General features: G+C 39.9%; 16 protein-coding genes. All 16 read left to right on the forward strand.

Features of this window, described 5'->3' with window-relative positions; translation table 11 throughout:
- Positions 1 to 156 precede the first annotated feature (156 nt).
- The 16 genes from tpx (at position 157) to dinB (ending at position 14,461) form a co-directional block, all read left to right on the forward strand.
- On the forward strand, positions 157 to 648 hold the full coding sequence (gene tpx, locus FC65_RS04190; RefSeq protein ID WP_056971661.1) for a thiol peroxidase: 492 nt from the start codon (positions 157 to 159) through the stop codon (positions 646 to 648).
- 396 nt (positions 649 to 1,044) lie between these two features.
- A complete protein-coding gene (gene fabZ / locus FC65_RS04195) occupies positions 1,045 to 1,491 on the forward strand; it encodes a 3-hydroxyacyl-ACP dehydratase FabZ (protein WP_056971662.1) in 447 nt (148 codons plus the stop codon).
- A 75-nt stretch (positions 1,492 to 1,566) separates the two neighbouring features.
- Positions 1,567 to 2,007 carry a MarR family winged helix-turn-helix transcriptional regulator gene (locus FC65_RS04200; RefSeq protein WP_010499049.1) on the forward strand — a complete coding sequence of 147 codons (441 nt, stop codon included), beginning with the start codon at positions 1,567 to 1,569 and terminating at the stop codon, positions 2,005 to 2,007.
- Positions 2,008 to 2,027: 20 nt separating this feature from the next.
- On the forward strand, positions 2,028 to 3,005 hold the full coding sequence (locus FC65_RS04205) for a beta-ketoacyl-ACP synthase III (RefSeq protein WP_010499051.1): 978 nt from the start codon (positions 2,028 to 2,030) through the stop codon (positions 3,003 to 3,005).
- Positions 3,006 to 3,062: 57 nt separating this feature from the next.
- The gene (locus FC65_RS04210) at positions 3,063 to 3,311 is read left to right on the forward strand and encodes an acyl carrier protein (RefSeq protein WP_010499053.1); all 249 of its coding nucleotides are present in this window, start codon (positions 3,063 to 3,065) and stop codon (positions 3,309 to 3,311) included.
- A gap of 14 nt (positions 3,312 to 3,325) precedes the next feature.
- A complete protein-coding gene (locus tag FC65_RS04215) occupies positions 3,326 to 4,276 on the forward strand; it encodes an ACP S-malonyltransferase (RefSeq protein ID WP_056971663.1) in 951 nt (316 codons plus the stop codon).
- Positions 4,277 to 5,008, forward strand: a complete 732-nt coding sequence (fabG, locus tag FC65_RS04220) for a 3-oxoacyl-[acyl-carrier-protein] reductase (protein WP_056971664.1) — start codon at positions 4,277 to 4,279, stop codon at positions 5,006 to 5,008.
- A gap of 550 nt (positions 5,009 to 5,558) precedes the next feature.
- The gene (fabF, locus tag FC65_RS04230) at positions 5,559 to 6,794 is read left to right on the forward strand and encodes a beta-ketoacyl-ACP synthase II (RefSeq protein ID WP_056971666.1); all 1,236 of its coding nucleotides are present in this window, start codon (positions 5,559 to 5,561) and stop codon (positions 6,792 to 6,794) included.
- Between the two features lie 3 nt (positions 6,795 to 6,797).
- Entirely contained in the window at positions 6,798 to 7,256 is a 459-nt protein-coding gene (gene accB / locus FC65_RS04235; RefSeq protein WP_010499067.1) for an acetyl-CoA carboxylase biotin carboxyl carrier protein, read from the forward strand.
- A gap of 1 nt (position 7,257) precedes the next feature.
- Positions 7,258 to 7,689, forward strand: a complete 432-nt coding sequence (fabZ, locus tag FC65_RS04240) for a 3-hydroxyacyl-ACP dehydratase FabZ (RefSeq protein WP_010499069.1) — start codon at positions 7,258 to 7,260, stop codon at positions 7,687 to 7,689.
- An 8-nt stretch (positions 7,690 to 7,697) separates the two neighbouring features.
- Positions 7,698 to 9,077, forward strand: coding sequence for an acetyl-CoA carboxylase biotin carboxylase subunit (gene accC / locus FC65_RS04245; protein WP_056971667.1), 1,380 nt, complete (start codon positions 7,698 to 7,700; stop codon positions 9,075 to 9,077).
- On the forward strand, positions 9,064 to 9,924 hold the full coding sequence (gene accD / locus FC65_RS04250; protein WP_056971668.1) for an acetyl-CoA carboxylase, carboxyltransferase subunit beta: 861 nt from the start codon (positions 9,064 to 9,066) through the stop codon (positions 9,922 to 9,924). The genes accC and accD overlap by 14 nt, the downstream gene beginning before the upstream one ends.
- Positions 9,925 to 9,926: 2 nt before the next feature.
- A complete protein-coding gene (accA, locus tag FC65_RS04255) occupies positions 9,927 to 10,709 on the forward strand; it encodes an acetyl-CoA carboxylase carboxyltransferase subunit alpha (protein WP_056971669.1) in 783 nt (260 codons plus the stop codon).
- A gap of 101 nt (positions 10,710 to 10,810) precedes the next feature.
- The gene (gene fabI / locus FC65_RS04260; protein ID WP_056971670.1) at positions 10,811 to 11,569 is read left to right on the forward strand and encodes an enoyl-ACP reductase FabI; all 759 of its coding nucleotides are present in this window, start codon (positions 10,811 to 10,813) and stop codon (positions 11,567 to 11,569) included.
- A gap of 199 nt (positions 11,570 to 11,768) precedes the next feature.
- On the forward strand, positions 11,769 to 13,244 hold the full coding sequence (gene zwf, locus FC65_RS04265; protein ID WP_056971671.1) for a glucose-6-phosphate dehydrogenase: 1,476 nt from the start codon (positions 11,769 to 11,771) through the stop codon (positions 13,242 to 13,244).
- A 113-nt stretch (positions 13,245 to 13,357) separates the two neighbouring features.
- On the forward strand, positions 13,358 to 14,461 hold the full coding sequence (gene dinB / locus FC65_RS04270) for a DNA polymerase IV (RefSeq protein WP_056971672.1): 1,104 nt from the start codon (positions 13,358 to 13,360) through the stop codon (positions 14,459 to 14,461).
- Positions 14,462 to 14,637 lie beyond the last annotated feature (176 nt).

Genomic DNA, 14,637 nt, shown 5'->3' on the forward strand with positions numbered 1-14,637 from the left:
TCAACACTAAAAAGTTTAGACCCGTTTTTTTGAAAGGTCACAAAATGTCATTTTCTCTTGTAGCTTATATATCTAATAAAAACCTTTTTCTTTAGTTAACTGCCACAATTTGGTAAAATTAAAGGGAAATAGTTTATTATGAAGGGAACGAATATAATGCAGATCACACGTCACGATCAAACACTTCAAACAAGTGGAGAACCTCAAAAAGTAGGGGAAAAGATGCCCAACTTTACTGTTACAAATGCTGAAGGAAAGCAAGTACAGTTAAAAGATCTTTTGACCAAGCCGAGTCTTTTTAGCGTTGTGCCAGATATTAATACTCGTGTTTGCAGTATTTCCACTAAGAAATTTAATCAAGAAGTTGACAAGTATGATGGAGTTAATTTTTATACGGTCTCTACAAATTCTCCTGACCAGCAAAAAGACTGGTGTGCCACTGAAAATGTGAAAAACATGCAGCTTCTTTCAGATGAACAAACAGAATTTGGACAAAAAACCGGTTTGTTTGTCAGTGAAAATAATACTGACGCTCGGAGTATATGGGTCGTTGATCAGCATGGAACGATCTTATACCAGGAACTGGTTCCTGAAATGACTAATGAGCCAAATTATGCAGGAGCACTTGGCTTTTTATCTGCTCTTTAAAAAAGAAATAGTTATTTAAAAGCGTAAGTCGATGATTTACGCTTTTTTTGAGCTAAAATTTAGCCAGTTAAATTATAATTTGATGAGAATTTTGAACATCAAACTAAATTATATTTGAAAAATAAGATCTTTCTTTTTATAAACATAAGTTAAAAATGTATATATGTATAAGAAAATGAAAATGATAATTTGTATAAAAAAGCTTTAAATAAGGTACATAATGCCTTTGTGGATACTGAAAAGACACGTTTTTATTAGAAAATTAGGTAATATTTTTACTCTCTAAAATCTTCGATATTAATTGTCCATAAAAATTTGACACATTTTATTTACTGTAATATCATTCTTTCATCGAATATTTTGATGTTCGAAATACTTTTGAGTGAGGTGGCAAGTTTGAAAATAATGGGTGCTCAAGAAATCATGGACTTGATTCCGAATCGCTACCCGATATGTTATATCGATTATGTTGACGAATTAGAACCTGGTGAGCGGATCGTCGCAACCAAAAATGTCACGATCAATGAATCTTTTTTTAAGGGCCATTTTCCAGGAAATCCGGTCATGCCGGGAGCATTGATCATTGAAACATTAGCACAGGCTGCTTCGATATTGATTTTAAAATCAACAGAGTTTAAAGGTAAAACGGCTTATTTGGGTTCAGTTCGGAATGCTAAATTTTGTGAGATGGTTCGCCCAGGCGATGTTTTAAAACTTGAGATCAAAATGATCAAAAAACGTGCGAACGTTGGCATTGTGGAGACTTTGGCTCGAGTAGCTGATAAAATTGCATGTAGTGCTGAATTGATGTTTGTCGTTGAAGAGACGGGTCAAAAGGTTTAACACCCTGCTAAAAGTGTCATATATGTTTTGATTACCAAATTATTTGAATGGCAAACAAAAAAGGACGGTAAGGCGATGTCTGAAAATTATCAACGGATCAGTGATTCATTGGTTAAAATTTATTCCAATATTTTGCGGATCGAAGAAAGTGAATTGCGGAAAAGCCAATTTAATAACCTTACTATTCAGGAAATGCATGCTATCAATGCAATTTCTATGTATGAGCACAAAACAGCTTCAGAGGTGGCCAAAGAATTACATTTGACGCCAGGAACATTGACATCGACCATTGATCGTTTGGCAAAAAAAGGTTACGTAGAAAGAATTCGTTCTAAAGATGATCGGCGTGTTGTTCGACTTGGCTTAACTAAGAAAGGCAGGGTCGAGTATCGGGCACACGCTGCTTTTCACCACACGCTGGTCAAGGAATTTTTAAACGGCTTCAATGATGAAGAAGTCAGCGTGATCCAGCGAGCGCTAAGAAACCTAGAACGCTTTATGGATGATCATTCTTGATTATTGGGAGAAAACATAAAATGGGAAAAATAAGGATCGTTGAAACAGCAAGCTATGTTCCATCTAAGACGGTCTCTAACGATGAATTAAGTCACCTCATGGATACATCAGATGAATGGATCTCAGCTCGCACAGGGATCAAGAGACGTCATATCAGTATTGGAGAAAATACTTCTGACCTATGTACTAAGGTTGCTCAACGTCTTTTAGACCAAAGCGGCTGGTCGGCCGAATCATTGGATATGATTATAGTAGCAACTATGTCTCCAGATTCCTACACGCCATCGACTGCAGCTATAGTTCAAGGCAACATCGCTGCTAGCAAAGCCTTTTGCTTTGATATTTCTGCAGCATGTTCCGGTTTTGTTTATGGACTTGATGTTGCCGCTCGTTTTTTGGCCGGTAAAAAGGCAATGCGTACGATGCTGATCGGTGGTGAGGTATTATCCAAAGTCATCGACTGGCAAGATCGGAGCACGGCGGTACTTTTTGGAGATGGAGCTGCGGGAGTCTTACTTGAAAATAAGCAAACGGCTGCTTCAGAAATTTTGGCTAGTGTCTTAAAAACATATGGGACACAGCACGATAAGTTAGCAGCCGGCAAAACGATGCCGCTAAGTGAGTTCCCCCCGAAAGAAAGTACAGTACTCCATCCGTTTGAAATGGATGGTCAAGCTGTATATAAGTTTGCGACCCATGCTGTACCTGAGTCGATCAATGAAGCATGCGATCAGGCAGAAATATCCGTGGAAGATGTGGACTTGTTTGTTTTACATCAGGCTAATGCTCGAATCGTTAAAGCAATATCGAAAAGAATGAAACAACCGCAAGATAAGTTTCCAATCAATATTGCTGAATATGGGAATACTTCTGCTGCCAGTGAACCTCTTTTGCTGGATGAGTTAGTTAAAAAAGAACAGCTCAAGCGAGGACAAATAGTTGTGCTCAGTGGTTTCGGTGGCGGTTTGACCGTAGGAACACAAGTTATTAAATTTTAATAGACAAGTAATAATACTAATTAACAAATGTTTATCAATCAAAAGGAGAAAATTATTATGAATGAACAAGAAATTTTGAAAAAAGTACAGGATATTGTTGTGGATGAATTAGACGTAGATGCTGCTGATGTTACTTTAGAGGCAGATATCAAGGATGATCTAGATGCTGACAGCTTAGACGTTTTTGAGATCATGAATGAACTTGAAGATGACTTAGATATCAAGTTAGAAGCAAGTGAAGATGTTAAAACTATTCAAGATGTTGTCAACTATGTAAAAAAAGAAATTGACGCAAAAGCTGAATAAGCGAGGTGAGCGGGATGGGAAAGGCTGCTATCCTTTTTAGCGGTCAAGGGTCTCAGTATAGTGAAATGGGACTTGATCTCTATGAAAAGGACCCTTTGTTTAAGAAGAGTCTCGATCGGATCAATTCTGAAATAGGTTCTTTTGACTTGCTTGAAGTTTTGGCCGATAAAAATCAGCAATTAGAGCAGACTATGTACCAACAACCTGCAATTGTTGCTTTAGGTTTAGGCCTTAATGCGCTGGTCAAGCGTGATTTGCCAGAGCTGCCATTAGGCGGGATCGTTGGTTTATCGTTGGGTGAATACGCGGCTTTGATCACCGCTGATGCTCTGTCTGAAAAAGATGGTATCAAAGCACTGGAAGCCAGGGCTCGTTTCATGCAAGAAGATGCAGAAAATAGTCAAAGTAAGATGGCTGCATTATTGAAACCAAATATTGCTGCTGTTGAACAGATCTGTTGCAAGCTGGCTGAAAGCGGCCAGATCATTGCTGTTTCTAACTACAATTCGCCAAAACAAGTCGTGATCGGCGGACAAGCAGATGCCGTTTCTCAAGCTATTGCTCAAATCATCGATACTAAAGCTGCAAAAAAGGCGATCGGATTGCCAGTTTCTGGAGCATTTCATACCAAACTTTTTGCAAATGCCAGTGACAAGATGGCTCCAATTTTAAATGAAATCACTTTTTCTGAGCCAAGCGTGCCAGTCATTAGTAATACGACAGGTCAACCATTCACTAAAGAGTCGATTCCTTTGACTCTGGTGAAACAAATCGTTTCTCCAACACACTTCGCAGATTGTATTTCTTACTTATTTGACAACGAAGATGTAGATACGACGATCGAGCTCGGTCCAGGAGGAACATTAACTCAGTTTGTAAAGCAAGTTGATCGTAAGGTCAAACGCTATCAAGTTGAAGATCACGACACTTATCAAGCATTTTTAGAAGAAATACGAGGTAATTAGATGGATCTAGAAGGTAAAACAGCTTTCATCACAGGGTCTTCACGTGGGATCGGTAAACAGATCGCACTAGCATTTGCACAGGCGAAATGTAATGTGATCTTAAATGCCAGAAAAGAAGTCCCTGCTGACTTAGAAGAAGAAATTAAAGCATGTGGAGTAGAATGTACCACGATCTTGGGAGATATTTCTCAGGCCGAGGATGTTAAACGAATGGTCAAAGAAGCTTATCAAGCTTTTCCACAAATTGATGTTTTGGTCAATAATGCCGGTATTACAAACGATAAGTTGTTGATCGGTATGAATGAAGATGATTTTCGTTCAGTTATCGATGTTAATTTAGTCGGAACCTATGCAATGACTCGCGCAGTTTTACGAAAAATGAATAAAAAACGTTCAGGTGTCATTATTAATTTAGCTAGTGTGGTTGGTTTGCACGGTAATGTTGGTCAAGCAAATTATGCCGCCAGCAAGGCCGGTGTCATTGGCTTGACTAAGACAACTGCTAAAGAAGGCGCCTTACGTAATATTCGTTGTAACGCAATTGCTCCAGGAATGATCGAAAGCGATATGACCAAGATCTTAAGTGATAAAGTCAAAAAGCAACTGCTTGAAGGTATTTCACTTGGGCGTTTTGGAGATGCTAAAGAAGTTGCACAAACTGCGATATTTTTAGCACAAAATGACTATATTACTGGACAAGTTATTAGTGTTGATGGCGGAATGACAATTTAAAAGTTAAATGAAGGGAGGTCACTGCTGCAAGCTTGTCGTATCACGATATGCTAGTTAGTCAGGTGGCCTTCTGTCAAAAAAACAGGGTGAAGTGAACCGGTTAAAAGTAGAGCATGATCGGGCTTTATCAATAAGTCGTGATTTTGACGGCTTGTTGGTAAAGTTGGGTAGGCGCAGACTTTTGGTTCACGCAACCCAACTACAAAAACAGGGTGAAGTGAACCGGTTAAAAGTAGAGCATGATCGGGCTTTACCAATAAGTCGTAATTTTGACGGCTTGTTGGTAAAGTTAGATAGGCGCAGACTTTTGGTTCACGCAACCCAACTACGAAAACAGAGCAAAGAAACCCGTTTAAAAGTGAGCACTAGCAGTCGTTGCCAACATATTGCATACGTTGACAACGTAGTGTTAGATTCGGTGAGTGGTTACCGTTTGGGTTTCGGATCTCAACTAGAAATTAGGGCAAGAAAGATTAAAAGGAGCCCAAAAAAATTTTTAAGTAATGATCCTAGTATAGCTCGAAAAGCATAATCAAAGGGAGCGTGAAGTATGACTAGAGTAGTGATTACCGGAATGGGAGCTGTGACCCCGATCGGAAATGATGCTAAAACCTTTAGTGAAAACGTTTTGGCAGGAAAACTGGGTATTGACGAGATCACTAAATTTGATGCAACTGAAACTGGTGTTCATGTTGCAGGTGAAGTAAAAAATTTTGATGTCAAAGAAAGAGTTGGCAAAAAAGCAGGCCGCAGAATGGCTCTTTTTTCACAATATGCAGTTCATAGTGCTTTAGAAGCAGCTGAACAGGCTGGCATCAGCGAAGAAAATACAGATCCCTATGAATTAGGTGTGATCTATGGTTCTGGGATCGGTGGTTTGACTACTATTCAAGAACAAGTTATCAAGATGCATGATAAGGGACCACAACGAGTTTCACCAATGTTTGTCCCAACTTCTATTGTAAATATGGCTGCCGGAAATATTTCAATTCGTCTGGGCGCCAAAAATATCTCAACATCAATCGTGACAGCTTGTTCTTCAGGTACGAATGCAATTGGTGAAGCTTACCGGCAAATTAAAGAAGGCCGAGCACAAGTAATGATCACTGGTGGTTCGGAGGCTTCTGTCAACGAGATCGGGATTGCCGGTTTTGCTGCCTTAACAGCTTTGACGACTGAAGCAGACAAAAACAAAGCATCTTTGCCATTTGACAGTAACCGTTCAGGTTTTGTTATGGGTGAAGGCGGAGCAACATTGATTTTGGAAAGTCTGGAACATGCACAAAAACGCGGAGCCAAAATTTTAGCTGAAATTGTTGGATATGGGTCGACTTCTGATGCTTATCACATGACATCACCTGATCCTTCTGGCGAAGGGGCAGCTCGGGCTATGCAACAAGCAATCGCTGAAGCACAGATCACACCGGCACAGGTCGGTTATATCAATGCCCATGGAACTGCTACACCAAGTAATGATTCGAGTGAATCTCATGCTATCAATCAAGTTTTCGGTAAAGATAGCGATGTTAAAGTCAGCAGTACTAAGTCAATGACAGGGCATTTATTAGGTGCAGCCGGTGCGATCGAAGCAGTTGCTACCGTTGCGGCCTTACAAACAGGGATTTTACCTCCTAATATTGGTTTAGTTGAACAAGACCCAGAATGTAAGGTCAATGTTGTGATAGAAATTAACGAGAAAAAAGCAGATTTAGAATATGCCATCAGTAATTCATTCGGATTTGGTGGTCATAATGCAGTATTGACATTTAAAAAATGGAGTGACTAACAGTTGGAATTTAACGAAATTAAAGATTTGATGGATGAATTTAATTCTTCAAGCACAAGAGAAATGGAAATTTCGACAGAAGGCTTTCACATCCATCTTAGTAAGAATGAAACATCTTTTCAGCCTGCAGCTCCTGTTGTCAGTGCACCTGCTGCTCCAGTTCAAACAGCTAGTGTTCCACAAAAACAAGCTCCTGCTGAAGAAGAAAAGGTTGAAGAAAAAGGAACACCGATCAATGCACCGATGGTTGGAACAGTTTATTTGAAGCCGGAACCAGAAAAACCTTCATATGTTTCTGTTGGACAAAAAGTCTCTAAAGGTGACGTTGTTTGTATCATTGAGGCAATGAAGATGATGACTGAGATCAAAAGTGAAGTAGCTGGTACAATTAGTGAAGTTTTGGTTGAAAATGAAGAATTAGTTGAATTCGATCAACCACTATTCCGTGTTGAGGAGGGTTAAGATGACAGTTTTAGATTCAACTCAGATCCAAGAAATAATTCCGCACCGCTATCCGATGTTACTGATAGACAGGATCGAGAAACTAGAACCCGGTCAAAGAGCAGTTTCATTGCGCAATGTGACTGCACATGAAGAGATTTTCCAAGGGCACTTTCCTGGTAACCCAGTTATGCCTGGGGTTTTGATCGTTGAAGCCATGGCGCAGACTGGAGCAGTTGCCTTATTGACTATGGATGAGTTTAAGGGAAAAACCGCTTATTTTGGCGGCATCAAGACAGCCAAATTTAGGAAAGTCGTGCGGCCGGGTGATCAGATGAAAATTGAGGTCAATTTAGAAAAGATCAGAGGCAATGTTGGTCTAGGCAAAGCTGTTGCCAAAGTTGATGGAAAAAAGGCCTGTACGGCTGAAATCACATTTATGATTGGAGATTAGCGATTAGAATGTTTTCGAAAGTATTAGTAGCAAATCGTGGTGAAATTGCAGTCCGAATCATTCGTTCTCTGAAAGAATTGGGAATCAAGTCAGTAGCTATTTATTCCACGGCAGACCGGGAAAGTCTGCACGTTCAGTTAGCAGATGAAGCAGTATGTGTAGGGACAGCTCGACCGCAAGATTCATATTTGAATATGGAAAATATTTTGGCCGCAGCCGTGGGTACCGGTGCTCAAGCGATCCATCCGGGATTTGGCTTTCTTTCAGAAAACAGCCGCTTTGTTGAAATGTGTGAAGATTGCGGGATCACTTTTATCGGACCACGTTCAGAAACAATTGATTTGATGGGAAACAAGGCCAACGCTCGTGTTCAAATGCAAAAGAGCGGTGTTCCAGTGATCCCAGGCAGTGAAGGCTTTTTAAAAAATGCGACTGAGGCTAAAGAGGTTGCTAAAGAAGTTGGTTTTCCGATCTTACTTAAGGCAGCTGCTGGCGGCGGAGGTAAAGGGATCCGTCGTGTTGATGATGAAGATTCTTTAACGGCTGCCTTTGAAGAAGCCAGCCGTGAAGCTCAGAGTGCGTTTGGCGATGGCCGCATGTATTTGGAAAAAATCCTGGGCAATGTCAAGCATATTGAAGTGCAGATCTTTTGCGATCAGCAAGGTAATTCAGTCTATTTTCCTGAACGTGATTGTTCGGTTCAACGGGGAAAACAAAAAATGATCGAAGAGAGCCCTTGTTCTCTGATCACTGGTGATCAGCGGCGCCAGCTAGGTGAAATTGCCTTGCGGGCAGCAAACTCGATCAATTATTTAAATACAGGAACGATCGAGTTTTTAATGGATCAAAAGCATAATTTTTATTTTATGGAAATGAACACACGGATCCAAGTTGAACACACAGTTACAGAGATGGTAACCGGGATCGATTTGGTCAAAGCTCAGTTAAAGGTGGCCGCGGGTGAAGAATTACCATTTGCACAAAAAGATATTCACCTCGAAGGTGCTGCAATTGAATGCCGAATTAATGCTGAAGATCCAAGCAAAAACTTTTTCCCATCTACAGGGGAAGTTAAATATCTCTATGTTCCAGTTGGAAACTTAGGAATGAGAATGGATACTGCTTTATATGCAGGTTGTACGATCTCGCCATTTTATGATTCAATGATCGCTAAGTTGATTGCTTTAGGCCATGATCGGACTGAAGCGATCGAGAAGGTCAAAAGATTATTAGATGAAATGATTATTTCAGGGATCACCACTAACCAGAAGTTTTATCTGGCGTTATTGGAAGATCCGGAGTTTAAAAAGGGTACGATTACCACGGACTATGTAGAATGGGTATTCTTGCCTGAATGGAAGAGAAGGGAAAGCAATGCAGCTGTTTGATGAACTGAAAACACTGGGACAAAAACATATCAAAGCAGATAAAAACGCGCAGCAAAGTGTACCTAGCGGTGTCTGGTTGGCTTGTCCTAAATGCAAAAAATCAGTGTATCATAAAGATCTAGGCGTTTATATTACCTGCCCTAATTGCGGTTATGGTTTTCGGATCTCCAGTCGTCAGCGACTTGAATGGCTGACGGACAGCTTTTCCGAGATGGACCAAGATTTACAGACCGCTGATCCGCTGGACTTTCCTGATTATGCTAAGAAAATTGAGAAAGCTCAACGGGCTACTGATTTAAATGATTCAGTTTTGACTGGTGTAGCCAAAATCGGGGAGCAGGAATTTTGTTTGGGTATCATGGATTCTAAATTTATTATGGGTTCAATGGGTACCGTGACTGGTGAAAAAATAACTCGTTTATTCGAATATGCCACGGAGCACCAAAAAGCAGTCGTTTTGTTTACTGCATCTGGTGGAGCACGCATGCAAGAAGGAATTTTTTCGTTGATGCAAATGGCTAAAGTCTCTCAAGCTGTTTATGCTCATTCCCAAGCTGGTCTGTTTTATCTTTCAATTATTACAGATCCAACTACTGGCGGTGTTACCGCTAGTTTTGCGATGCAGGGTGACATTATTTTGTCAGAGCCGCATGCATTAATTGGTTTTGCTGGGAAACGAGTGATCGAACAGACGATGCACCAAAAAATACCCGAAGATCTTCAAGATGCAGAAAATATTTTGAATCATGGCTTTATTGATGCGATAGTTAAACGTGAGGACGAAAAGAAAACTATTGTTTGGCTCTTAGAAATGAACCAAGGAAAGGCGGGCGAGCAGTCATCGTAAGTTTGTTTTCGAAAAAGCAGCGGACGGCCGGCGAAATCGTCGCAGCCGCACGTGATGGACAAAAAGTTACCGGTCAGGAATTATTGGCAGAGATCTTTCCCGATTTTATGGAAATGCATGGCGATCGGCTAAATGATGATGATCCTTCTATCGTTGGTGGTTTAGCTCATTTTACCGGGCGGGCAGTGACCGTCTTAGTAATAGATAAAGGAACATCTGCCAAAGACCGGATCGCCAAACATTTTGGCAGTCCGGCACCTGCTGCCTATAGAAAATCACTGCGTTTGATCAAGCAGGCTGAAAAATTTGAACGGCCGGTTTTAGCTTTTATCAATACAGCTGGTGCTTATCCGGCTGCAAGTGCAGAAGAGCAAGGTCAAGGCGAAGCAATTGCAAGAAATTTACTGGGGATCGCCGGTGTTAAAGTTCCGCTATTAACGGTGATCTATGGTGAAGGCGGTAGTGGCGGTGCTTTAGCATTGGCGTGCGGTGATGAAGTTTGGATGAGTGAAAATAGTATGTATTCAGTGCTTTCACCCGAAGGATTTGCTTCAATTTTATGGAAAGATGCTAGTAAATCGGATGAAGCTGCGGAGGTAATGCAATTAACTCCAGAAGCTTTGCTAAAGGCAAATATTATTGAAGGAATCATTCCGGAACCCAATGCACATAAGCGTTTTTGTAAAAATATCATTCAAATTTTGAGACCAGAACTTGAAAAACTTGAAAAATTATCACCTGATGAATTAGTAGCGCAAAGAAAGGCCAGATTTAGAAAATTTTAGTAAAGTAGGTAACTAAGTTATGACCGCTTGGGACTAATGTGCTGAAATCTATTTGGTCGTTGAAACATCTAGTTGGGTTAAAAAACAAGGGAGCGATTTTTATGGGAAGTTTGTTAGAAGGAAAGAAAATTTTAGTGATGGGCGTTGCTAATAAACGTTCGATCGCTTGGGGCTGTGCTTCACAATTAAAAAAACAAGGAGCTACAGTCATTTATACTTATCAAAATGAACGGATGAAAAAAAGCATTAAAAAGTTAGTTGATAATGAAGACTTGTTGATTGAATGCGATGTTGCTACTGATGAAAGTATGGATAAAGCTTTTTCTGAGATCAAGGAACGTTTTGGTAAACTTGATGGTATCGTTCATGCCATTGCATTTGCCAATAAAGAAGAATTAGATGGTGATATTCAAAATACTAGTCGTGACGGTTATGCGATGGCTCAAAATATTTCATCATACTCATTACTAGCTGTTGCGCGTTATGGTAAAGAGATTTTAAATGATCCTGCAAGTATTGTTACGCTAACGTATTTTGGTTCTGAAAGGGCGATCCCTAATTATAATGTAATGGGCGTTGCTAAAGCTGCTTTGGAAGCGAATGTACGTTACCTGGCTCGTGATATGGGACAATACGGTGTCCGTGTCAATGCGATCTCTGCTGGAGCAGTGAAGACACTTGCTGTTACGGGTGTGAAGGATCATTCGACTTTACTGTCAGAATCAGAAAGTCGGACAGTTGATGGCAACTCGGTAACTACTGATGAAATCGGCGGTGCATGTGCCTTTTTGATGAGTGATTTGGCAACTGGTGTTGTTGGTGACACGATCTACGTTGACAAGGGTGTCCATTTGATTTAATTTGTAAACATACTTAAGAATGCCTCGTGTTTGATAGTTGATCTATTAAATATGGGGTATTTTAATTGGCTGCAGTTCTACTTGCTGTTTAATAAAGTTAGAATCAATTCTTTAGAAACATCTGATTGGTCTTGATAAAATAAACAATGGTACAATAAGTTGTGATTAGTAAAAATATATGAAAGTGGTGCGCAATAAAATGACAAATGAACAAAAAGCGTTGTTTATTATCTTTGGTGGGACGGGAGACTTGGCCCAACGCAAATTATATCCTTCGTTGTTTAACTTGTATAAACAAGGATATTTAAAAAAGCATTTTGCCGTTGTTGGGACCGCCCGGCGACCGTGGACTAACGAACGCTATCAAGAAATTGTACGTAATTCTATTTCTGGTATGGAAGTCACTGCGCAACAGGCAAATGAATTTTCAAGCCATTTTTACTATCAGTCACATAATGTAAATGATACCGAACACTATGAAACTTTGCGGAAATTGGCTGATGAACTGGAAAATAAGTATGAATTTGAAGGTAATAGAGTCTTTTATTTTGCGATGTCCCCCCAATTCTTTGCTACGATCTGCCAACACGTTAAAACTCAGGAGCTCGTGACTGAAAAGGGCTATAATAGAGTTGTGATCGAAAAGCCATTCGGTCATGATGTCAAAAGTGCCTGTGAATTGAATGACAGCATTAATAAGTATTTCCCAGAAAAAGATGTTTACCGGATCGATCATTATTTAGGCAAAGAAATGATTCAGAGTATTCCAGCTTTGCGTTTTAGCAATAATATTTTTAATGCTTTATGGAATTATCGTTACATTGACAACATTCAGATCACTTTAAGCGAAGCCTTGGGCGTTGAAGAACGTGCGGGTTATTATGAAAATGCTGGTGCTTTGCGGGACATGGTTCAAAATCATATCTTGCAAACCGTTGCTTTGCTGACTATGAATGCGCCGACGATGTATGCAGATGAAGATATTCGCAAGGAAAAAATCAGTGCTCTGAAAGCTTTGCGTGTTTATGATCCAGAAGGTGTTAAACAAAACTTTGTTCGTGGACAGTATGGTCCAGGCAATGGACAAGTTGCTTACAGGGAAGAAAATCAGGTCGATCCACATTCTCAGACAGAAACATTTGTAGCGGGACGGATCTTTGTTGATAATATGAGCATGGCTGGTGTCCCGATTTATATTAGAACCGGGAAACGCTTAACGAAAAAAGAAACCCGCATTGATGTAGTCTTTAAGAATGCACCATACAATGTTTTTGGTCATGGAAAATTAAAACGCAATATTTTGTCGTTTAAGGTGGAGCCAAATCCAGGGATGGAACTGCGTTTAAATGGTAAAAAAGTTGATTTTGACCAATACAGTATTCAAAGTATGCATTTGCGGCATGAACATGGCGAAGAGATCCAGTCTAAGATGCCGGTTGGCTACGAAAAACTTTTGTATGATGTTTTGCAAGGAGATTCAGCCAGTTTCTCACATTGGGATGAAGTTTACTATTCTTGGAGATTTGTCGATTCTATCCGTCAAGCTTGGGATCAAGAAAATCTGCCAGAAGATGCCTTTCCCAATTATGCCTGTGGCTCAATGGGACCAAAGGCTGCAACTGATCTCTTAAAAGAGGATGGAAATAAGTGGCATTTTCGTCCAGATGAGGCGTAGGATCTCACAGTAAATATTTTATAATTGAATATTGGATGATAAAATAGCAGTGACAAGGTTTTTGTTGCTGCTATTTTTAACTCGATTTTTAGTGTAGGGGGTGGGCAAAAGAAATGGATGATCGCAAGATAATTCATATTGATATGGATGCTTTTTATGCTTCGATCGAAATGAGAGATGACCCGAAACTGGCATCGTTGCCGTTAATAATTGCCCGTGATCCGCGTAAAACTGGTGGACACGGCGTGGTTGCGACTGCTAATTACGTTGCGCGTTCATATGGGATTCATTCTGCAATGAGCAGTCAGGAAGCCTTAAAGCTATGTTCACAAGCCTACTTTAAGGATCCTGATTTTAAAAAATACCGCGCCGTTTCCAACCAGATCCATGAGATCTTTCATGAATATACTGACTATATTGAACCGATTGCCTTCGATGAAGCCTATTTAGATATCACGTCTAATAAAAAACACCTTGATTCAGCTCTTCAAACTGCGCGGATGATCCAACAAGAAATTTTCACTAAAGTACATCTGACCTGTTCTGCAGGTATTTCTTACAATAAATTTCTAGCGAAACTTGCTTCTGATTATCGTAAACCTGTGGGGATCACACTTGTCAGGCAAGATGAAGTCCAAGATTTTTTATTTCCTTTAGCAATTGAGAAGTTTCGGGGTGTCGGTAAAAAAACAGTGCCTAAAATGCACCAATTGGGTGTCTTTACCGGCAAAGATCTATATCAATTGAGTTCTGGCGAGTTGATCTCTCATTTTGGCAAAATGGGCTATATTTTGTATCAACGAGTACGTGGGATCGATGAGCGTCCGGTCGAATGGCAAAGGATCAGAAAGTCATTAGGGAATGAGAGGACCTTTGATCGCCCGTTGACGACTGTTGCTTCCGTTGAGAGTTTTCTTCAAAAAAGTGCAAAACGATTGGCCGACGAACTTGACCAGCAACAAAAACATGGCAAGACTCTAGTTATCAAAGTCAGAAATTCTGAATTTGAAACTACTACTAAACGTATTACTTTAGATGACTATTTTCCAAATGATAGCGAGACTTTTCAATTTTACGGCAAAAAACTATTGGAACAGATCCAGCCAAATGAACACTATGCCGTTAGACTGTTAGGATTGACTGTTACTAATTTGGCACCTTTAGAGTTTGAAAATATCGTCTTGCCTTTATGGCACAATAACAGTGATCAGTTGTAAAGTTGTTTGCTAGCATAAGCATTTTGTTTAGCAAGTCAGGGTCAGAAAGCTTTGAAACTTAGGATGAAAAACTGTATAGTAAAGTGTTAGATAAAAAAACGAGACTAAATTAGTATATGAACAGTTTTCGTTGACAATTTTAAATAAACGTCGTTTGTAAAATTAAGTTAGAAATA

The sequence above is a fragment of the Ligilactobacillus acidipiscis DSM 15836 genome (assembly GCF_001435755.1).
In the GTDB taxonomy this organism is placed as follows: Bacteria; Bacillota; Bacilli; order Lactobacillales; family Lactobacillaceae; genus Ligilactobacillus; species Ligilactobacillus acidipiscis.